Origin of the sequence: Kribbella caucasensis, assembly GCF_004361855.1 — a bacterium.
In the GTDB taxonomy this organism is placed as follows: domain Bacteria; phylum Actinomycetota; class Actinomycetes; order Propionibacteriales; family Kribbellaceae; genus Kribbella; species Kribbella caucasensis.
The window spans coordinates 47234-67400 of sequence record NZ_SNWQ01000030.1; the positions used below are offsets into that span (position 1 = coordinate 47234).

General features: G+C 68.9%; 16 protein-coding genes and 1 riboswitch. Of the genes, 8 read left to right on the forward strand and 8 right to left on the reverse strand.

The window, feature by feature from the left end; genetic code table 11:
- The first annotated feature begins 14 nt into the window (after positions 1-14).
- From EV643_RS38380 to EV643_RS38395, 4 genes are all read left to right on the forward strand, one after another.
- Complete coding sequence (locus EV643_RS38380) at positions 15-719, forward strand: flavodoxin family protein (protein WP_133805144.1); 705 nt, start codon at positions 15-17, stop codon at positions 717-719.
- A gap of 29 nt (positions 720-748) precedes the next feature.
- Complete coding sequence (locus EV643_RS38385) at positions 749-1387, forward strand: RNA polymerase sigma factor (protein ID WP_238166096.1); 639 nt, start codon at positions 749-751, stop codon at positions 1385-1387.
- A complete protein-coding gene (locus tag EV643_RS38390; protein WP_133805145.1) occupies positions 1384-1614 on the forward strand; it encodes an anti-sigma factor family protein in 231 nt (76 codons plus the stop codon). Before EV643_RS38385 ends, EV643_RS38390 begins: the two co-directional genes overlap by 4 nt.
- An 80-nt stretch (positions 1615-1694) precedes the next feature.
- Positions 1695-2906 (forward strand): cation:proton antiporter, encoded by a 1212-nt coding sequence (locus tag EV643_RS38395; protein WP_133805146.1) that lies wholly within the window; start codon positions 1695-1697, stop codon positions 2904-2906.
- Here the strand turns inward: EV643_RS38395 and EV643_RS38400 are convergent.
- The 5 genes from EV643_RS38400 to EV643_RS38420 form a co-directional block, all read right to left on the reverse strand.
- Positions 2854-4176 carry a purine-cytosine permease family protein gene (locus EV643_RS38400; protein ID WP_133805147.1) on the reverse strand — a complete coding sequence of 441 codons (1323 nt, stop codon included), beginning with the start codon at positions 4174-4176 and terminating at the stop codon, positions 2854-2856. The genes EV643_RS38395 and EV643_RS38400 overlap by 53 nt on opposite strands.
- Positions 4170-4295: riboswitch (TPP riboswitch) on the reverse strand. Its footprint overlaps the gene before it by 7 nt.
- 24 nt (positions 4296-4319) lie before the next feature.
- Complete coding sequence (locus tag EV643_RS38405) at positions 4320-5012, reverse strand: alpha/beta fold hydrolase (RefSeq protein ID WP_133805148.1); 693 nt, start codon at positions 5010-5012, stop codon at positions 4320-4322.
- The gene (locus EV643_RS38410; RefSeq protein ID WP_133805149.1) at positions 5009-5863 is read right to left on the reverse strand and encodes a hypothetical protein; all 855 of its coding nucleotides are present in this window, start codon (positions 5861-5863) and stop codon (positions 5009-5011) included. Before EV643_RS38410 ends, EV643_RS38405 begins: the two co-directional genes overlap by 4 nt.
- Positions 5864-5915: 52 nt before the next feature.
- Entirely contained in the window at positions 5916-6773 is an 858-nt protein-coding gene (locus tag EV643_RS38415) for a DUF3152 domain-containing protein (protein WP_133805150.1), read from the reverse strand.
- A 107-nt stretch (positions 6774-6880) separates the two neighbouring features.
- Positions 6881-8074, reverse strand: coding sequence for an ATP-binding protein (locus tag EV643_RS38420; protein ID WP_133805151.1), 1194 nt, complete (start codon positions 8072-8074; stop codon positions 6881-6883).
- Between the two features lie 155 nt (positions 8075-8229).
- Here EV643_RS38420 and EV643_RS38425 point away from each other — a divergent pair, with 155 nt between their 5' ends.
- From EV643_RS38425 to EV643_RS38440, 4 genes are all read left to right on the forward strand, one after another.
- Positions 8230-9258 carry a GTP pyrophosphokinase gene (locus tag EV643_RS38425; RefSeq protein WP_133805152.1) on the forward strand — a complete coding sequence of 343 codons (1029 nt, stop codon included), beginning with the start codon at positions 8230-8232 and terminating at the stop codon, positions 9256-9258.
- 138 nt (positions 9259-9396) lie between these two features.
- A complete protein-coding gene (locus tag EV643_RS38430; RefSeq protein ID WP_238166097.1) occupies positions 9397-11202 on the forward strand; it encodes an ABC transporter transmembrane domain-containing protein in 1806 nt (601 codons plus the stop codon).
- Positions 11199-12971: an ABC transporter ATP-binding protein gene (locus tag EV643_RS38435; RefSeq protein WP_133805153.1), complete on the forward strand. Its 1773-nt coding sequence runs from the start codon at positions 11199-11201 to the stop codon at positions 12969-12971. The genes EV643_RS38430 and EV643_RS38435 overlap by 4 nt, the downstream gene beginning before the upstream one ends.
- 30 nt (positions 12972-13001) lie before the next feature.
- Positions 13002-14786 (forward strand): S9 family peptidase, encoded by a 1785-nt coding sequence (locus EV643_RS38440; protein ID WP_133805154.1) that lies wholly within the window; start codon positions 13002-13004, stop codon positions 14784-14786.
- On the opposite strand, the gene EV643_RS38445 is transcribed toward EV643_RS38440, so the two are convergent.
- The 3 genes from EV643_RS38445 to EV643_RS38455 form a co-directional block, all read right to left on the reverse strand.
- Positions 14772-15689, reverse strand: a complete 918-nt coding sequence (locus tag EV643_RS38445) for a S66 peptidase family protein (RefSeq protein WP_133805155.1) — start codon at positions 15687-15689, stop codon at positions 14772-14774. The two genes, EV643_RS38440 and EV643_RS38445, sit on opposite strands and share 15 nt — an antisense overlap.
- A gap of 28 nt (positions 15690-15717) precedes the next feature.
- Positions 15718-16356, reverse strand: a complete 639-nt coding sequence (locus EV643_RS38450) for a flavin reductase family protein (protein ID WP_133805156.1) — start codon at positions 16354-16356, stop codon at positions 15718-15720.
- A gap of 129 nt (positions 16357-16485) precedes the next feature.
- The gene (locus EV643_RS38455; protein WP_238166098.1) at positions 16486-20025 is read right to left on the reverse strand and encodes a phosphodiester glycosidase family protein; all 3540 of its coding nucleotides are present in this window, start codon (positions 20023-20025) and stop codon (positions 16486-16488) included.
- Between the last annotated feature and the right edge of the window lie 142 nt (positions 20026-20167).

Genomic DNA, 20167 nt, shown 5'->3' on the forward strand with positions numbered 1-20167 from the left:
AGGAGAGTTTCGTGATGCCCGAGTACGCCGACCTGCGCGCGTTGTTCATCAACTGCACGCTGAAGCGATCACCAGAACGCAGCAACACCGAGGGACTCGTCGAGGTCAGCCGCAACATCATGTTCAAGCAGGGTGTCGAGGTGGAGACGATCCGCCCGGTCGACCACGACATCGCGACCGGGGTCTGGCCGGACATGACCGAGCACGGCTGGCCGGTCGACGCGTGGCCGGCCATCCAGGAGAAGGTGATGGCGGCCGACATCCTGGTGATCGCCGGGCCGATCTGGCTCGGCGACAACAGCTCCGTCACCAAGCAGGTGATCGAGCGGCTCTACGGCAACTCGTCGATTCTCAACGAGCACGGACAGTACGCGTACTACGGACGAGTCGGCGGCTGTCTGATCACCGGCAACGAGGACGGGGTCAAGCACTGTGCGATGAACATCCTCTACAGCCTGCAACACCTCGGGTACACGGTCCCACCGCAGGCCGACGCCGGCTGGATCGGCGAGGCCGGCCCAGGTCCGTCGTACCTGGACCCGGGCTCGGGTGGTCCGGAGAACGACTTCACCAACCGCAACACGACCTTCATGACCTGGAACCTGTTGCACCTCGCCCGGATACTGAAGGACGCGGGCGGCATCCCTGCACACGGCAACCAGCGGTCGGAGTGGGACGCCGGCTGCCGGTTCGACTTCGAGAACCCGGAATACCGCTGACCAGCGTCGCGGTCCGGTACCGTCGCCCTGTGGCGACGGCGCTGCCCTCGGACGAGGTCCTGATCGCCGGTCTCCGGGCCGGCGACGAGGAGACGTTCGCCCGGCTGCTGGACGGCTGGTCAAGCTCGATGCTGCGGCTGGCCCGCACCTTCGTGTCCACCGCCGCCAGTGCCGAGGAGGTCGTCCAGGACACCTGGCTGGCCGTCTTCCAGAGCATCGGCACCTTCGAGGGCCGGTCCGCGTTGCAGACCTGGGTCTACCGGATCCTGGTCAACATCGCCCGCAAGCGCGGCGCCCGGGAGCAGCGGACGGTGCCTTGGACCAGCCTGGTCCCGGATGGAGACCCGACCGTCGACCCGAGCCGGTTCCGCGGTCCCGAGGACCCTGACCCCGACCACTGGCGGGCCTTTCCGGAGCGCTGGCCGACCACCGAGAGCGAGGTGCTCGCCCATGAGGTGCGGGCGACCGTGGCCGCCGCGATCGATGGGCTGCCACCCCGGCAGCGGGTGGTGCTGACCCTGCGCGACATCGACGGGCACAGCGCGGACGACGTGTGCGCCTTGCTGGAGATCACGACCGCCAACCAGCGCGTCCTGCTGCACCGAGCCCGCGCGGCGGTGCGCAGCCATCTCGAGCGGTACTTCACCACCACCGGAGGCGACTCATGACCTGCGCCGAACTGGTCGAGCTCGTCACCGCTTTCCTTGAAGGCGCGCTGGACAATGAGACTGAGCGCCGGTTCCAGGACCACCTGGAGATCTGCGACGGCTGTGAGACGTACGTCGAGCAGCTGCGCCGGACGATCGAGGAAGTCGGCAAGCTCCCGCCGGAGAGCCTCTCGGACGAGGCTCGCGACCGGCTGCTGGACGCCTTCCGGAGCTTCCGCACGGACTGAAGATGTAACACCGACGTGGCTCGGCGGCACTGAACCGGTGTGGGCGTCGTACGGCGGCGCCTGGGTCGGGAGGGGACCTGATGCCGGACGTCGAATTCGTGAATCTGTTCGCGATCACGCTGATCGCGTTGCTGGCACCGCTGCTGCTCGGGTTGAGGCCGTCGTTGCGGATCCCGGCCGTGGTACTCGAGATCGTGGCCGGCATCGTCGTCGGACCGCACGGTCTGGGGCTGGTCGAGGTCGATCTGCCGGTCGAGATCGTGGCCTTGCTGGGACTGGCTTTCCTGCTGTTCCTCGCCGGGTTGGAGATCGACGTCCATCAGCTGCGCGGACGGGTGCTGCGATTGGCGTTGCTCGGTTATGTGGTGACGCTGGTGCTCGGGAGCGCCGCGGGGTTCGGCTTCTCGGCGGCCGGATGGGTGAACAGCCCGTTCCTGCTCGCGGTCGCGTTGTCCGCGACGTCGCTCGGCCTGGTGGTGCCCGTGCTCAAGGACGCCGGCCAGTTGGACGGGAAGGTCGGACAGTTCACGATCGCGGCGGCATCGGTGGCGGACTTCGCGGCCGTTCTGCTGCTGTCGCTGGTGTTCTCGACCGAGGGCGGTACTGCGGGCGAGCGGCTGATCATGGTCGGCCTTTTCGCCTTGCTGGTCGTCGTCACCGGTCTGGTGGTGGCGGCCGCGGGCAGGTCCGAGCGGATCGAGATGACGTTGTTCCGGTTGCAGGACACGACTGCCGAGATCCGGGTACGAGCGGCGGTCGTGCTGCTGGTCGCCTTTGTCGCGCTTGCCGAGCAGTTCGGGCTGGAGACGATCCTGGGAGCGTTTCTGGCCGGCGCGGTGGTCGGTCTGGTCGATCGGGACTCGAGCTCGCACCCGCGGTTCCGGATCAAGTTGGAGGCCTTGGGCTACGGATTCCTGATCCCGGTGTTCTTCGTGACCAGTGGGCTGCGGCTCGATCTGGGTGGGCTGGTGGAAGATCCGGCCGCGCTGGCCCGGGTTCCGTTGTTCCTGCTGGCACTCCTGGTGGTGCGCGGCGTACCGGCACTGCTGGCCGTCCGGGAGCTCGGGTCGAGACCGGCGGCCGCCGCGGCGTTGCTGCAGGCAACCTCGTTGCCGTTCATCGTGACCGCGACCCAGATCGGCGTGGTGACCGGGTTGATGGCTCCGGTTACCGCCGCCGCTCTGGTCTGTGCGGGCCTGCTGTCCGTGCTGGTGTTTCCGGCGCTCGCGCTCGGACTGCTCAGGGGCGGCGACCGAGTCGGCCCAGGAGTACCGCGGCCAGCATCGAGATGATGATCGAGGTGTAGGTCGCGCCGAGCCAGCCGGGGACGGGCTGGTTGTCGAAGATGCGCTGCTGGAGATCCAGCCAGAACGGGGACCAGCCGGAGACCGTGCCCGGGTTGACGAGCTGGTAGGCGACGAAGCCGATCACCCAGGCGACGGCGGGTTGCCAGCGGAAGCGGGCGGTGTCGCTGACGTTCCAGCGCATCTTGCTGACCACGAAGAAGTCGGCGATCGCGACCGCGAACAACGGGACGAACACGGACCCGATCAGGTAGAGGAACTGGGTGTAGTTGCCCAGGTCAAACACCAGCGCGAGCACCGTGGCGAGCACGCCGATGGCGATCGAGATCCAGCGCCGGTCGATGTGGCCGATCAGGTTGTGCGCGGACATCGTGGTCGAGTAGACGTTCGCGTACGCCTCGTCCACCTCGTCGACCAGCAGCACGAACAACGCGATCGCGCCGGCCGGGAGGGTGACGAGTGCGGTGATGACGTCGGCGCTGTTGGTCTGCAGGGTCGCGACCGCGAGCACCCCGAGTCCGTAGTACAGGACCGCGGCCAGGCCGTAGCCGAGGGCTGAGCCGGCGAAGGCGGTCCTGTTGGTCCGCGAGTGCCGGGTGTAGTCGGCGGCGAGCGGCGCGAACGAGACGACGCCGGCGGCGGCCAGGTCGACGCCCGGCCAGAATCCGAACACGCTGTCCTGCGGGAGATCGTGCACCGGCTTGCTCAGCACCTGGATGAACAGGTAGACCGACGCGATCAGCACCAGCCAGACCATGAACTTGCGCAGCAGTTTGACACTGCCGAGCGGCCGGACCGCCATCGCCGTCGCTATCACCCCGGCCAGGATGACGAACAACCAGCGCCAGCGCTCACTCGTCACCGCGACCGCGGCCTGGGAGATGACGATGATCTCCATCGTCGCCCAGCCGATGTTCTGCGCGATGTTCAGCACGGTCGGCGCCATCGATCCACGCCGGCCGAACAACCCACGCAGGCTGGCCATCGCGGGCGCACCCGTCTGCGAGCCGAACACGGCCGCGCCGCCGAGCACCAGCGCGCCGATCCCGCAGCCGACGACGACCGCGAGCAGGCCTTGCACCAACGAGCCCGTGTACGCCGCGACCAGGGCGCCGGTGACCGGGCCGAACAACGAGATCCCGAGATTGCCCCAGAGGGTGAACTGATCGAGGAAACCCAAGGTGCGAGGGGCGTCCGTCGTCAGCACCAGCGGTGCCTCGGTCGAATCCCCAGGATTGCGAACAGCAGTCGTCGACATGTTGACCTGCTCCCTACGCCGGCATTACCCGGTCAGGTTCAGGCGGTCGGCGACCCGGCTGCTTCCAGCTCGTCGCCCTCTCAGCCCGCAATCCGGTGCGAGCTCCCGCGGAGGTGTGTTGTTACCTCGTCAACGATAACCCTTCAGCCGTCGCCGGCCACAGCCGCTGCTCGCAGGATGAACGCGGCCAGCTCGCGGCCGTTGGTCAGCACCGGCAGATGTGAGCCGGTCGGCAGGGTCCATGCCTCGCCGCCGGTGAGGTCGGCGAGCTGCTGGGTCCAGAGCGCGGGCGCCAGCTTGTCGTGGGCCGAACGGATCACGACGGTCGGCACGGTCGGCCTCGAACCGTCGGCCGAACCAGCGGCCAGCTTCGAGGCGGCGGCAGCGAGGTCGTAGGACCGGGCGGCCTCGATGGCGCGGGTGATCGACGTGACACCGGTACGCCGGTACTGCTTGGTCAGGGTCGGGATGAGGGTCGGCGGACTCCACAGCGCGGAGCGGAGCCAGCGACCGGTCATCCTCGGCCAACTGGATGCGGTCAGGTCGCCACTCGGCGCGATCAGGACCAGCGCGGCGACCAGCTCGGGATGCTGGAGGGTCGCCTCGACCACGATCTCGCAGCTGGCCGAATGCCCTACCAGGACGGACCGTTCCTTGACCTGCTGGACGAGTCGCTCGGCCAGCGCCTCGATGTGAAGGTCATCGTCGCGGCCCGCCTTCATCCCGTAGCCCGGCAGCGCGACGACCTCGTACTGCGCCTGCAGGTGCTTACACGTCGGGGCGTACGACTCCGGCCCGAGACCAAGCCCGGGCACCAGGACTATCGGCGCGGTCATTCCCACGGCGGCCGGTCGGGGGCCGGCTGAACCACTGGGTTCGCCACCTCCGGCCGGAGCTCGCGATAGCCGAGCGCGAACCCGGCGGCCAGGATCAGCAGGCCGACTCCACCCCACCCGTACGCCGTGGGCAGGCGGTCGAGCGAATCGTCGATCGCGCCCATCCCGGTGCTCAGCACCATCACCGCCCAGAACAGGATCGGGATCAGTGAGACGCCGACCAGGCCGAGTCCGACGACCTCCACCGGATCAGGTTGGTGGCCGGCCCGGCGACGGCCGGTGAGGTCGCGGAACCACATCACCAGCGCGGCCAGGCCGACGATGACGAGGAGCAACTGGCCGATCGTGTCGATCACGTCGGTGCGCAGCGGGTGGTTGAGAGGTGAGCCGGGGGCCTGGGCGATCTCGCGGAGCGACACCCGCTGGACGGTCAGCACCAGAAGTCCGTAGACAGCGGCCAGGATCGCGGCGATCAGGACCACTCGCGCCGCGCGGGGATCGCGGGTCGGCGCGGGTCGGCCGTACGTCGGGAGCTCGTGCTGCTGGGGATGCGCCGGAGCGCCGTACGGGTGGCCGGGACGGTAGGTAGGCGGCTGCGTGTACCCCTGCGGTTGCTGTGCGGCGTACGGCGGCTGTTGCCCGGGGTACGGCTGCTCTGGGTACTGGGGTGGCTGTTGCCCGGGGTACTGCTGGGGAGGGTAGGGCTGCGGCTGGTACTGCGCCGGTGGCTGGGGTGAGCCCTCGCTGTAGGTGCCGTGCCCGTACGGAGCGGGTTTGGCGTAGCGCTCATCCTCGTTGGGCTCGTCCGGGTCGTCGCCCCGGCCGTACGTGGGGAACTGGGGTGACGACATCGGTGCTCCCTCGGACTCGGTCTATCGACAGGTTCTCACGAGCCGAGCGGAATTAGGTGGCTTTGATCGTGGGCCACGCGTTCGGGAGGCAGCCGCCGAGGCCCTTGCTCTGCTGCATCATCACCGGCGCGGGCGTGTTCGCCTTCGCGCAGGTGGAGTGGCCGTGGCCGAGGGCGTGGCCGACTTCGTGGTTCACCAGGTAGTTGCGGTAGAGCTCGACCTTTCCGGCGTACCAAGGGATGGCGTACATCCAGCGCTTCGCGTTGAGCACCACCCGGTCCTCGACCCGGCAGGACAACTCGCCGCCGGTGTCGAGCGGCAGGCACAGCTTGTCGGTCAGCGTCGGCGTCGCCACGATGATGCGCAGGTCGGCGTCCGGTTTGTCGGTCCGCTCGAAGTTGACCGGGTGGACGGCCTGCCAGCCGCGCTCGTCGGTCAGCGTCTTGTGGATCGCCGCGGCGACCGCGGTCCCGTTGAAGGAGAGTCCTTCCTCGATCTCGACCCGGTAGGTGAGCTTGTCCCGCATCCCCGACGCCTTGTTGAACCCCGGCACCACCGCGAGCCGCCCGGTCGAGACTGTCACGTTGGGCTTGGCGCCCTTCGGCTTCCGGGTCAGCGTCGGCGCCGGTCGCTGTGGAGTGGTGAACGTTGCCGTCGGCGTCGGAATCACGGTCGGCGTCGGGGCGGGCGGCTGCGCGACGTCACGCACGGCTGTCCCGCCCTCACTGAACTGCGCGGCCAGACTCTGCCGACCAGTGGCGCCCGGGTGCACGACCATCACCATGCCGAGCACGGCCAGCGCCGTCACCGAGAACCACTGCGCTTTGTGCGGTTTCTTCCGGCTGTGCCGCCCACCGCGCCGACGCCGACGCGCAGCCGCGCTGCGCTGGCCAGTCCGCCCGGTGGTCATGTCGATTCACCCTAGCGACTCTCACCAAGATCACGAAAGTGCATCTTCCTGCCAAGTCCACAAACGAACCGTCGGCCGGGCACCGCTGAGCTCACCCGAACCGAAGGTCAGGCCGTTCGGGTTCGGAGGAACTTGCCGAAGTGGGGGACGGTGAAAGCTACTGTGCCGCGTTCGGCGGAGAAGACCAGGCCCTTCTTGATCAGGCCGTCGCGGGCCGGGGAGAGGGACTGGGGTTTGCGGTTGAGGTTGCTGGCGACTTCTGCGGTCGGGACGGAGCCGTCGCCTACGCCGACACCGAGCTCGGCCATCGCGCGCATGTACTCACGTTCGGCTGGGGTCGCGCGTTCGTAGCGGGAGCCGAAGAAGCCGACGGTGAGTTCGGCGGACGCCTCGGGGCCCGCGACCGCGACGTCCTTGATGGTGATCGGGTTGGTGGGCGCGTGGTCCCAGGTCGCGTGCGCGAAAGCCTGGACGAAGTACGGATAGCCGTCGGTATGCGCGTAGAGCTCATCGAGGGCCTCGTCCTCGAACTGCACTCCCTCGCTCTCGGCCGGCACCATCAGCGCACGGTCGCACGCGTCCCGGGCGAGGCGGTCGACTCGGATGTAGCGGAACAGCCGTTCGGAGTATGACTTGCTGGCGGACAGTACGGCGGGGAGGTGGGGCAGGCCGGCTCCGACAACGACGAGCGGCGCACTCTGCTGGGAGATCTCATGGCACGCGGCGCAGAGCGCGGACAGGTCGTCGGCGCAGATGTCCTGCATCTCGTCGATGAACACGCCCACGCCGACCGACAGATCGTTCGCGAGATCGGCGGCGTCGGTGAAGAGCTCGATCAGATCCATCTCGAGGTCGCCGGAATCCGCGCGCCCCTTCGCGGCGATCACGTCGACCGGTGGATGCCAGCGGACTCCCTTGCGATCGTTCTGCGCGGTCCGCAGCGCGAACGCCTTGAGCACCGAGCTGAACTGGTCGACCCGGTCGTCGTCACGGTGCCGGTGACCGAGCTCGCGCATCGCGGTGTGCATCGCCTGCGCGATCGGCAGCCGGATGCTCTGATCCGGCCGGGCCTCGATCTTGCCGGTACCCCAGGCCCGCTTGATCGCCTGGCTCCGCAACGTGTTGAGCAGCACTGTCTTGCCGACGCCGCGCAGCCCCGACAACACCAGGCTCCGCTCCGGCCGGCCCGCCGCGACGCGTTCGAGCACCACCTCGAACTGCCGCACCTCGGTGTCGCGTCCGGCCAGCTCTGGCGGTCGCTGACCGGCGCCGGGCGCATAGGGATTCCGGATCGGATCCATGCATTTCACTGTATGAGCGCGTCTAGCGTTTTCCTTAGATTTCGCTAGCGAACCCGAGCGCGTGTCGCTGTTCTGTCGGTTTCCTGGGTCGTCTAGCGAATTCCGTAGATTCCACTAGACGCGGATATCGACTCCGAGAGCACTATGGTCGGCGCATGGTTGGGGTCGAGGGCCACGGTTGGGCCGAGCAGGCGGCCGCGCAGTACGAGCGGATGCACCAGCAGTACGTCGGTGGCGCGCGCAAGCTGGAATCGCTGATCAACGAGCTGATCGGCGAGGAAGAGGGCATCAACTACCTGAGCGCGACCGCCCGGGCGAAGGACCCGGAGTCGTTCCTGGCGAAGGCATCGAAGGCGCAGCCGGGGGATCCGGGCCGGCCGAAGTACGACGATCCGCTCGACCAGATCACCGACCTGGTCGCGGCCCGGGTGATCACCTTCCTGGTGGAGGCGGTGGACCGGGTCTGCGAGGTGATCGAGGCCGAGTTCGAGATCGTCGAGCACACCGACATGGGCGCGCACACCCGGGCCCAGGGCGTCTTCGGGTACGCGAGCAAGCACTACCTGGTCCGGTTGAACGCGCATCGCCGGGACCTGCCCGAGTACGCCGTCCTGCGGAACCTGACGATGGAGATCCAGGTCCGGACCGCTGTTCAGCACGCGTGGGCCGAATTCGAGCACGACATCCGGTACAAGCTGGACATCCCACCGGACCGCAAACCGGAGTTCGACCGGCGGTTCCTGCTCGCCGCGGCGTTGATGGAACTCGCGGACAACGAGTTCACCGAGATCGACCGGCTGTACCGCGAACTGGCGGCGGCCGGGGCCGACGAATCGCCGAAGGATCTCACCGCGGCGACGCTGACCACCTACCTGACCCGGCGCTACCCGGACGCCCCGCACGCGAAGACGAACCACTACGCGTGGATTCTCGGCATCCTCGCCAGGCTCGGCGTGACCACCGAGGAGCAGCTGACCGATCTCCTGCAGGGCATCGACAGCGCCGCGGTCCAGGCCGCCATGACGCATCGCTTCCCGGCCGGAACCGTACGAAGGCTGGACGACGATCTACTCGCGGCCCGCGGTTCGCAGTACGTGGAACTCTTCCCCGAGGAGGACCGGCGGCAGAAGATCCTCCGCGGCAGACTGAAGGCGCTGGCCCGGGCCGGCCTGATCGAGCCCTGACGCATCGGCTGGGACGCGTCTCACCAGCTGGCGGAGAGGCCGTCTCAGCAGGCGAGAGGACGCCGTGGGCCACTGGCTGGAAAACGGTTGGCGGGGCCCGAGCGAAGCGACCTAGGCTTGGTCTATTCGCCTGCTCAGGTGCCTCACAACCTTTCACTACGCCTCGTTTGGGACGTCATGTCGCTGCGTCTTGTTCCGTTCGCCGACCCTGGTGTGCCAGACACCCGGTCCGGTCTCCGACTCATCCTCTGGCTCGAGCACCAGCAGCTGCGCGGTCAGGCCGCCGCGGTGGGCTGGGGCCTGTTGTACTTCGGCGGTATCGCGGCCGCCCCGGTCGCGGTCGGCCTCGCCGTCCAGGCCGCGATCGACAAGTCCTGGCCCAAGCTGATCCTGGCCGGTCTGCTGCTGCTCGTGTTCGGCGCCGTCAAGGCCGGCTCGGACGCCTTCTTCCACCGCGCGGTGGTGACCAACTGGATCGGTACCGCCTCCCGGCTGCAGCAGTTGCTGTTCCGCAAGGCCGCCGAGCTCGGTTCGCTGCTGACCCGGCGGATCGCCGCCGGTGAGGTGGTCGCGGTGAGCAGCGGTGACGTCGAGAAGATCGGCTGGTTCGTCGAGGTGCTCGGCCGGTTCACCGCCGCGCTGCTGACCTGCTTCGCCGTCGTCATCGGACTGCTCTTCTACGAACCGCAGCTCGGCCTGGTGGTCGCGATCGCCGTACCGATCCTGGCCTTCTCGATCGTGCCGCTGATGGGTCCGGCCGAGCGCCGCGCGGATGCCCAGCGGGCCAAGGGCGGCCGGGCGACCGAGCTCGCCGCCGACACAGTCGCTGGTTTGCGCGTACTGCGTGGCATCGGTGGCGAGCAGTTGTTCCTGGACCGGTATCGCGCGGCCTCGCAGGAGTACAGGGCGAGCGCGGTCCGCAGTGCGCGGATGTGGTCGATGATCGCCGCGTTGCAGGTGCTGCTGTTCGGGCTGTTCCTGGTCGTCATCGTGTGGTTCGGTGTCCGGCTTGTGCTGGCCAACCGGATCAGCGTCGGCGAGCTGGTCACGACGTACGGCTTCATCACCTTCATGCTGGTGCCGCTGCACACGTTCGAGGAGACGGCGAGCGCGTTCATCTTCTCGAAGGTGTCCGCGCGGCGGGCAGCCCGGGTGCTGTCCCTGCGGCGGACCAACGAGTCGATGGGCAAGGACGAGGCCCAGCTGCCGTCGGGCGACCTGGTCGACCCGGTGTCGGGTCTGGTCGCGCCCGCGGGTCTGCTGACAGCCGTGGTGTGCGGCGACCCGGATGCGGGTGGTGTCCTGGCCGATCGTCTCGGCGGCCACAGCCCGGAGGCGGAGCCCGGTCAGGCGTCGGTGCTGCTGGACGGCGTCGAACTGGACGGCCTTCCGCTGGAGTCGGCACGGACCGTTGCATTGGTGCAGGACAAGGACCCGGTGCTGCTGTCCGGGACGGTGCGCGACCTGTTCGACGTACCGGGCAGTGGGGCTGTGTCGCCGGAGGCTGCGCTGGATGCAGCACAGTGCGCGGACATCCTCGACGTACTGCGTCAGACGCTGCCGGCCGGTGCGTCCGACCCGATGCAGGCCGTGCTGACTGAGCGCGGGCGGTCCCTGTCGGGTGGACAGCGTCAGCGGGTCGCCCTAGCTCGCTCTCTGTACGTGGACCCGACCGTGCTGGTGCTGGACGAGCCCACCAGTGCGGTGGACGCGCACACCGAGGCGCGGGTCGCGGAGAGTCTGCGGTTGCTCCGGTCCGGCCGGACGACAGTGGTCTTCACGTCGAGTCCGTTGATGCTCGATCGCGCGGACCGGGTGGTGTTCGTTCCGGACGGCCGGGTCGATGCCGTCGGCACCCATCGCGAACTGCTGCACAACAACCCGAAGTACCGCGCTGTGGTCACCCGTGAAGAAGAGCCCACCCTCGAGGAGGAGACGGCGTGAAGCGCCCCGAGTTCGATCCGGCGGCCCCGCAGGAGGTTGCTCGCCTGCCAGTGGCGGGCAGCACGACCGTGCGGGCGTACTTGAGGTCCCTGTTCCGCAGACATCGCCGTGCCTTCTTCTGGTTGACCTTGGTGAACGCGGTGGCGGCACTGAGCGGCATGGTCGGGCCCTGGTTGCTCGGCAACGTCGTGGAGAAGCTGTCACTCGGTGAGCGGGACGTGGACCTGCCCTACGTGGTTCTCGGCTTCGCGTGTGCGCTGGCCGTGCAGACGGTGTTCGTCCGGCTCACCCGGCTCCGCGGCGCGGTGCTGGGCGAGGAGATGCTCGCGGACCTGCGCGAGGACTTCCTGGTCCGGTCGGTCGCGCTGCCGCCGGGTGTGCTGGAGCGGGCCGGGACGGGCGACCTGCTGTCCCGGATCACCACCGACATCGACCGTCTGTCGCACGCGATGCGGGACGCGGTGCCGCAGCTGACCATCGCGGTGATCTGGGCCGCGTTGCTGATCAGCGCGCTGATCGTGACCGCGCCCGAGCTGGCGATCGCGGTGGTCATCGCGGCGCCGATCCTGATCATCGGCGGCCGGTGGTACTTCCGCCGCGCCCCTGCGGCGTATCGGTCGGAGGCGGCGGGATACGCGGCAGTCGCGTCGGCGCTGGCCGAGACCGTCGACGCCGGCCGGACGGTCGAGTCGCACCGGCTCGGCGACCGCCGGATCCGGCTTGGCGACACCCGGATCGGCCAGTGGGTCGGCTGGGAGCGGTACACGCTGTACCTGCGGATGGTCCTGTTCCCGGTGATCAACATGACCCACACGGTCGCGCTGGCCGCGGTCCTGGTGATCGGCGGCGGCTTCGCCATCCAGGGCTGGCTCACGGTCGGCGCGTTGACCACCGGCGCGCTCTACATCCAGATGCTGGTGGAGCCCGTCAACATGATGATCCGCTGGTACGACGAGCTGCAGGTGGCCCAGGTCTCGCTGGCCCGGCTGGTCGGGGTTCGCGAGGTCGAGGAGGCCGCGAGCGGTGAGGAGAACGAGCCCGAGGGCCGGACCGTGCTCGCCGAGGAGGTCCGGTTCGGTTACCTGGAAGGCCGCGACGTCCTGCACGGCGTGACGTTGACGGTCGAGGCGGGTGCACGAGTGGCGCTCGTCGGACCGTCGGGTGCGGGCAAGTCGACCCTCGGCCGGTTGCTGGCCGGGATCTACTCGCCACGCATGGGCGACATCACGTTGGGCGGTGCCGCGCTGGACAAGATGTCGGCCGAGCAGGTCCGAAGCCACGTCGCTCTGGTGAACCAGGAGCACCACGTGTTCGTCGGTAGTGTGCGGGACAACCTGCGACTGGCTCGACCGAGTGCGGCCGACGCCGAGTTGTGGGCGGCGCTGCGATCGGTGGACGCCCACGCGTGGGTGGCTGGGTTCGAGCACGGGCTGGACACCGAGGTCGGCTCGGGCGGGGTGTCGTTGACTCCGGCTCAGGCGCAGCAGGTTGCGCTGGCCCGGTTGGTGCTGGCCGACCCGCACACGCTGGTGCTGGACGAGGCGACTTCGCTGATGGATCCGCGAGCCGCGCGGCATCTGGAGCGCTCGTTGGCCGGCGTACTGGAAGGGCGCACGGTGGTCGCGATCGCGCACCGGTTGCACACGGCGCATGACGCGGACGTGATCGCCGTCGTCGAGGACGGGCGCATCGTGGAGCTCGGTGGGCACGACGAGCTCGTCGATGCGCAGGGTGCGTATGCCGCGCTCTGGCGTTCCTGGCACGGCTGATCACTGGTAGTCGTGGGTAGGGTCGGCAGCATGCTTCAGACGTTGCTGGCCCTACCCTCGCTGGTTGCCTTCGACATCGACGGCGAAGGGCGATTGCTGCTCGGGTACGACGGCAGCGGCGTCCGGCAGGTCCACGAAATCGGGGCGGACGGTTCGTGGCGGACGCTGACCGCGTTGGACGAGCGGGTGGTGAACGCCAAGTACGTTCCCGGCAGCCGCGAGGTCATCGTCGAGCACGACACCGGCGGCGACGAACGCGGCCAGCTCTCGATCCTCGACCTCGACGGGGATGTGCCCGAGCTCAAGCCGCTCGTTCACGACCCGGCGTACTTCCACCACCTGATCGCGGCCCGCCCCGGCCGGGTCCTGTTCACCACGAACCGCCGCAACGAGATCGACTTCGGCCTGATCGCACTCGACCTCGGCAGCGGTCTCGAAACCGTTCTGTACGACGGTGGCGGCTACCTGATCGACGTCGTCCCCTCGCCCGACGATCGTTGGGTCCTGATCACCCGTGCCGGTGGTCCGGCCAACTCCCAGCAGGCCATGCTGGTCGAGACCGCGACCGGCCGGATCACCGAGATCACGTCCTTCGACGATCAGGTCTGTCTCGGAGCATCCTCCTGGTTGCCGGACTCCACCGGGCTGCTGCTGTCGGGCGATTTCGACCGGGATCGGCTCGCCGTCTTCCGCTATGACCTCGCTACCGCTGCGTTGACCTCGGTGGTCGCCGACGACGCACGCGATCTGACCGGTTGGGCCAGTCCCGAAGGCGATCACCTGTTGGTCGGCGCCAACGAGGACGGTGCCGTCACCCTCGCTCTGCACCACCTCGACGGCCGGCCAATCGCCCCGATCGAGCTGCCGCCGGGTGGATGCGGCGCGATCCTCGTCGACAGCAACCCGGTGTGGTCCGAAGACGGGAACCACGTCGTCATCACGTACAGCAGCCCGGTCGAACCGCAGTACGTGATCCGGTACGCCGTGGTAGGCGGCGACACGTTCGCAGTACGGGCGCCGGATGCACCTTCATTGCCTGCGGGGCTGGAGCATCCGACGACTCACCGGGTGCCGTCGTTCGATGGGGAACCGGTGCCGCTGTTCCTGTATCGCCCGGTCGACGGTGGAGACGGTTCGGCCGTCGTGCTGGTGCACGGTGGACCCGAGTGGCAAGCCAGCCGGATCTGGAACCCGTTGATCGCCGGCCTGGTCGAGCAGGGGCACACCGTGCTCGTGCCGAACGTCCGCGGCTCTTCGGGCTACGGCAAGCGCTGGTACTCGCTGGACGACCGGGACCTACGACTCGACTCGGTGCGGGATCTGGCCGCGATCCACGCGTGGCTGCCGACGATCGGGCTGGACCAGGATCGCGTCGCGCTGTGGGGCGGCTCGTACGGCGGGTACATGGTGCTCGCGGGTCTGGCGTTCCAGCCGAAACTGTGGACGGCCGGAGTGGACATCGTCGGGATCGCGTCGCTGGTCACGTTCCTGGAGAACACGTCGGCGTATCGGCGGGTGATGCGCGAACGGGAGTACGGCTTCCTGGCCACGGATCGCGAGTTCCTGGAGCTGGCGAGTCCGCTGAACCAGGTGGACGCGATCGAGGCGCCGTTGTTCGTCATCCATGGCGCGAACGATCCGCGGGTGCCGTTGTCGGAGGCTTCGCAGATCACGGACGCACTAGCCCGGCGAGGGGTGATCTGTCAGTTGCTTGTGTATCCGGACGAAGGGCACGGGCTCGCCAAACGGAAGAACCGGCTGGACGCGTACCCGCAAGCCTTCGCCTTCTTGAAGGACCAATTAGCTCAGCGGTGACATCAGTGGGGTGAGCGTTCCGGCGGTCGCGTCCAGGCGGACGGGGAGGCCGAGCGGGACGGCGAGGTTGGTGTCCTCATGACCGATCGCGGCGCTCTCGACCATCGGTACACCGAGTGGCTCGAGTCGTTCGTGCATGACGTCGGCGACGAGCCCCTGGTCGTCGCTATCGCTGAAGTCGCCGATCACGATCCCGGTCACCTCCTCGAACCACCCGGCGCGCAGCAACTGGGTGAGCAGGCGGTCGACGCGGTACCCGTCCTCGGTGATGTCTTCCAGCACGACGATTCCACTCGGGCGCGCGAAGGTCGGCGTACCGAGACTGGCTGCGAGGAGGGCCAGGTTTCCGCCGAGCAGGCGACCCTCCGCGGTACCGGGGATCACTGTGCGGGCGCCGTTCGGGGCCAGGAGGTCGGTCACGGTTTCCGGCTCGAAGAGGAGGGCGCGGAGGCGGTCGCGTCCCGTCTCGTCGCCGAGCTGTTCGACCGCGGCCGCCATCGGACCGTGGATGGTGACCAGCCCGCGAGCGTTGAGGCCCTCGTGCAGCGCGGTGATGTCGCTGAAGCCGACGAACACCTTCTCCACGGCGGCCAACTCGTCGAGGTCCAGCAAGGGCAGCATCCGCTGGACGCCGTACCCACCGCGTCCGCAGAAGACCGCGGCGAACCCCGGATCGAGCCACGCCTTCTGGAAGTCGGCCGCTCGGGCCTCGTCGCCGCCGGCCAGATACGTGAGCTGCTCGTGCCGGGCCAGTGCCGACGGCATCACCTCGACCTCGAGCCCCCACTCGACCAGGTACTTCGTCCCCGCCTCCAGCCGCTCCGCCTTCAACGGCCCCGCCGGCGCCACCACCGCAACCCGATCACCCGGCTGAAGCCGCCCCGGTCTCCTCACATCAGTCACGACCCGACGCTATCCTGCCGCCGTCGCATCAGACCTGTTTGTCCAGTTGCAGGGGTGGCATCTGCCAGCCTCGGGCCAGGGACGACTCGTACGCCGGGGTGCCGCCGGCGAAGTACTCGGTGAACTTCATGATCAGGGGATCCCAGCGGAGTGGATCGATGTACCGCTCGTTCGCCATCAGCAGGTCCTCGCGGACGTGGACGCGGTGGATCGTCATCTCCAGGGCGCGCAGGTTGGAGCCGGGTTCGCCGATCGGGTGGATCGCCTCGATCCGGCCTTCGAGGTTGATCGGGCTCTCGTGCACCAGGTCGACCTCGACGAGCTCGGCCGGGGTACGGGTGAGGCCGGCCGCGGCGAACTTGTCGGGTTCGTAGCGGTAGCCGCGGGCCCATTTGGCGTCGGACATCTCGCGCGATCCGGTGAGCAGGGCGATCCGGTCGAGGGCGGCGACCATGTCCGGGTCGACCAGGTTGAGAACGCAGTCGGGGCGCTCGGTGAGGTTCCTGACCGTCTGCGAGCCGGCGCTCATCCCGAGCATGGCGGTGTAGCCGAGCCACCAGGCGGACGACATCGGTCCGAGGTTCGTGGTGCCGTCCGGGTTGCGGGAGCTGATCAGCACGACCGGGGTGCCGAAGTACAGGACCTTGGGTTCGACGATTCGCTTCATGTGAATGGAACGGTCGCCGGACTGAAGGTGTGAGGGCGGATCTCCAGCACTACACAACCGCCAGCGGCGACCCCCTCCCACGCTCAGGAGGTGGCCGCCGGCCGAGGTTGTGTAGTGCTGGCGGTCCGCCTACCAGTCGACTCGGATCGTGGTGCTCTTGCTGACGCCGTTGACGGTGACGCCGAGTTGGGCCGTGCCGGGGTGGAGCGCGGTGAGCTGGCCGGTGGCGGGGTCGAAGGCGGCGACGGCCCAGAACGGCGCCGTGTTCGCCGGGCCGATGTGGAGTAACGTCGAGCCCCACCAGTCGGCCGAGACCGGGAACGCGACCGGGACCCGCCGGGCATCCTGGACGACGGTCGCAGCGGCCGGGGCGGTGTCGCCGCGGCGGAGCGAGGTGGGTGCCGCGAGTTCGAGCGAATCCACGTGCGGCCGGAACTCGACCTGGAACCACGCCCGCTCCGGCGCCGACCAGCGCCGCTCACCCGCAGCGGCCGCAGTCGACGAGGGGTCGACCCCAACGAGCGCCCAACCGGTGAAGCCGCCCGCGTCCGGGGCCGCCGCCGGGCCCTTGCCCGAGTTGCCCGTCAGCGGGAGCAGGACGCCATCGGTCCGGGTCGCCGCGAACGTTCCGGCGTGCGCCGCCATGTAGGCCGCGCCCTTGCCGGTCGAGGCGCGGAAGTCGGCCAGCCAACGGACCAGGAGTTCGGCCTCCTTACGGTCGGCCAGTTGCGAGTTCGCCGTCGGCAACGGGTCGTCGATCGGGTGGTGCGCCATCACCACGACGTTGCGGATCGCCGGGTTGCGCGCCGCGTCGTCGAGCTGCTTACGCAGATCCAGGATCTGCGCGAACCCACCGGCCCGGAGCGACCCGAGCGAGGAGTCCCGCAGTACGAACCGGGTGCCCTTGTGGTCGAGCGTGCTGCTCGGCGGGCCGAAGACCTTGGTCCACTCCGACAGGTCACCGGGTCCGTAGCTCTCGTGGTTGCCCGGCACGTAGTGCACCGGGACCTTGCCGGCCACCTCTTCGTCGATGATCCGCTTCGCCAGCGCGATGTCGTTCGCGAACCCGCGATCGACGAAGTCGCCGTTGATCACCAGGAACTCGGGCTGCTGCGCGAGCGCCTCCCGGATCGTCCGCCGGGCCTGCCGAGCGTACTCGGACTCCGGGTCGTCCGCGGTGAACTGAGCATCCGAGAGCACCGCGAACTTCCAGCGCTTGCCATCCACGTTGCCATCAGCAACGACCATCGGGTCGACCACCTTGGCCGGGGGAGCGACGTTCACCGGGGGCGCGCTGCGGACGGTGAGGTCGTCGACCACGATCCGGCCTGAGTACTGCCGGGTCGGGACAGTCTCCACCACGTAGATCCGCCAGAACTTGAGGGGCACGGTGAGCCCCGGCGGGATGTCGGCCTCGACGTACTTCCAGCCGGTCCAGTCGACCGACGCGGCAACGTTGAGCGTCTTCGCCGCACCGCCCGCCGCGTCGTACGCGTTCGCGCGCAACCAGGCACCCTTGCCGTCGCCGTACACCCACGCGCCGAGCTTCTGCGGCTGCCCCGGCAGCGTCAATTGCGGAGTCACCGACAGGTACGCCGCTCGGGTGGCGGTGCTGCCCGTCAACGAGTAGTCGAGCGCAATCGCCTGTCCGCCGTCATGTCCTTCGGCAGCCGACCTGGATGCTGTCGCAGCCCCGACCGGTACCGCGTTCGCCTGCCAGCGAGTGAGGTCGTCCACCTCGTCGACCACTTCGCTGCTCAGGCCGGCGATGACGGTGAGCTGCGTGGTCAGGGTGCCGACCTTCGCGGTGATCACCGTGGAGACACCCTCGGCACCGGCGGCGCTGACGTCGAATCCGTTGTCACGGGCAACCACGTTGATCAGGCCCGGGTCGTAGCTGAGCTCGATGTCGCGCGGCTCGACCCAGGTGGAGAACCCGTCGGCGTCGTACCCGTTGATGCTGAAGAAGCCCTTGGTGGTTGCGCTCGGCACCGACACCTGCCGGGTCGACGGAGCCAGCCGGGCCGGCGTACCGAGCACCGTCATCGGGAAGCGGCCGAGCGCCTGGCCCTGCGCCGCGGTGACGACGACATCGCCCGCTTTGCGACCGGTGACGATCCCCTGGTCGGAGACGCGCGCGTTGCCACCCGACCACCAGTACGGCGTACCGGGGACGGCCGCATACGTCTCGTCGTGGCCGCGGGCGGTCAGGACCCGACTCAGGCCGGTCAGGACGCGGGCGCTCTTGGTGAGGTCGGTGTCGGCCGGTTCGGCGGCGGTGCCGGGAGCCTCGATCCGGAAGCCCTTGAGCCGGCCGGATCCCTTCACCGGGAGCAGGCCGAGACCGTTCGGGGTCAGCCGCTCGCCACCGTCGGAGGGCTTGTTCACGACCTCCGGAGTCGCTTCGCCCGGAGCCTGCCTGAGCATCGTCGAGGAGCCGCCACCGTCGAGGTTGAGCACGTCGTCCGCGCCCAGGTCGAGCATCAGCCGGCCGAGTTCCTTCTCAGTCAGCCCGCGCGAGTCCGCCATCCGGCCGTCGACGGTGAGCAGCACCATCCGGCGGCCGTCGTCGGAGAAGCCGATCGCGGTTCGCGGGTGCATCACGGTGTCGTCGACGTCGAGGACCTGGCCGTCCCGGGCCAGTTGCATGTTGCCGGACACCGCGACCGCCGCATCGGCCGCATCCGCGCGCGGTCCGTACTTCACCTCGACCTTGTCGCCGGGCTCGAACGCGGTCAGCGCGGTCGCACCCGCCTCGCGACCGATCAGGGCCTGCTCGTTGGCGGCGAGCGGAGTCGTCGTCGGTGTCGTGGCCGACGAGACGACCACGCCGTCGCGGAGGATCACCTCGCGGACCGTCGGCAGACCGTCGACCGTGCGGGTGCGGGCCGCCGCACCCCACTGCGGCGTGTAGAGACCGATACCGCCGCTGTTGACGGCCGGCGAGTTGAGGTTGCTGAGGTTGACCGTGCTGGCGTCGTCGTCGGTCGCCGTTCCTTCGAGGAATACCTGGGCGATCCTGCCGAGGCCGTCCTTGCCGATCACGGCGCTCTCGTTGTGACCGGATGCCGGGCCGTTGACGAACCGGCCCGCACCACCATCGGCGTCGCGCTCGATCCCGATGCCTAGCGGGGCGCCGGTGTCGTTGATGTCGAAGAAGTCGCCGTTGACGCCGGCGATCGCACCCTTGCGGGCGACCTGCTGACTGAGTACCTCTCGGCCGGAGACGGTGCCGGGGTTGAGGTAGTCGACGGTGACGCCGCCCGCGTCGAGGTCGGTCACCAGGATGTCGCCGCGGAGCCAGCCGCGGGCGTCCAGGCGGTCGAAGCTGGTGTAGTTCACGCCCGGCGCGACCGGCGAATCATTGCGCCGGGTGATGATGCCCTCGCCGGCGGACGCGATCGCGATATCCGGGATATCGGAGACCGCTGATGAACCGCGGCGCGCTTCGGCCGCCTGCAGGGCGAGGCTCTGGAGCCGGGCCGGGTCAGGGGCCGGCTGTGCGGCCGCAGGGTTGACCGCGACGGTCGCGAGCAGACCGCCGGCGACCAGGCCCAGTGCGATCGCGCGATTGGGCTTCGTTGCGGCCGTGCGACGGGCCGGAAGGTTCGGTGAGGCGATCGCGCGATGGGCCGGTTTTGCTGGCCGGACGGGGGCAGGCGTGGACACGTGGCCTCCTGAGCGTGGACGGACGCGGCCATCCGACGCCGCAAGCCCTACCGCCCGATGAGGCGCAGGTGTACATCGAACGACCGACCGGTGACAAAGTAACGCCTCAATGCCCTCACCGGAAGGTTTCTGTCCACGATTG

Bases quoted from the DNA above. Each gene is read 5' to 3' on its own strand.
- EV643_RS38380 (WP_133805144.1), top strand. From the start codon at position 15: ATGCCCGAGTACGCCGACCTGCGCGCGTTGTTCATCAACTGCACGCTG.
- EV643_RS38390 (WP_133805145.1), top strand. From the start codon at position 1,384: ATGACCTGCGCCGAACTGGTCGAGCTCGTCACCGCTTTCCTTGAAGGC.
- EV643_RS38395 (WP_133805146.1), top strand. From the start codon at position 1,695: ATGCCGGACGTCGAATTCGTGAATCTGTTCGCGATCACGCTGATCGCG.
- EV643_RS38400 (WP_133805147.1), bottom strand. From the start codon at position 4,176: ATGTCGACGACTGCTGTTCGCAATCCTGGGGATTCGACCGAGGCACCG.
- EV643_RS38405 (WP_133805148.1), bottom strand. From the start codon at position 5,012: ATGACCGCGCCGATAGTCCTGGTGCCCGGGCTTGGTCTCGGGCCGGAG.
- EV643_RS38410 (WP_133805149.1), bottom strand. From the start codon at position 5,863: ATGTCGTCACCCCAGTTCCCCACGTACGGCCGGGGCGACGACCCGGAC.
- EV643_RS38415 (WP_133805150.1), bottom strand. From the start codon at position 6,773: ATGACCACCGGGCGGACTGGCCAGCGCAGCGCGGCTGCGCGTCGGCGT.
- EV643_RS38420 (WP_133805151.1), bottom strand. From the start codon at position 8,074: ATGGATCCGATCCGGAATCCCTATGCGCCCGGCGCCGGTCAGCGACCG.
- EV643_RS38425 (WP_133805152.1), top strand. From the start codon at position 8,230: ATGGTTGGGGTCGAGGGCCACGGTTGGGCCGAGCAGGCGGCCGCGCAG.
- EV643_RS38440 (WP_133805154.1), top strand. From the start codon at position 13,002: ATGCTTCAGACGTTGCTGGCCCTACCCTCGCTGGTTGCCTTCGACATC.
- EV643_RS38450 (WP_133805156.1), bottom strand. From the start codon at position 16,356: ATGAAGCGAATCGTCGAACCCAAGGTCCTGTACTTCGGCACCCCGGTC.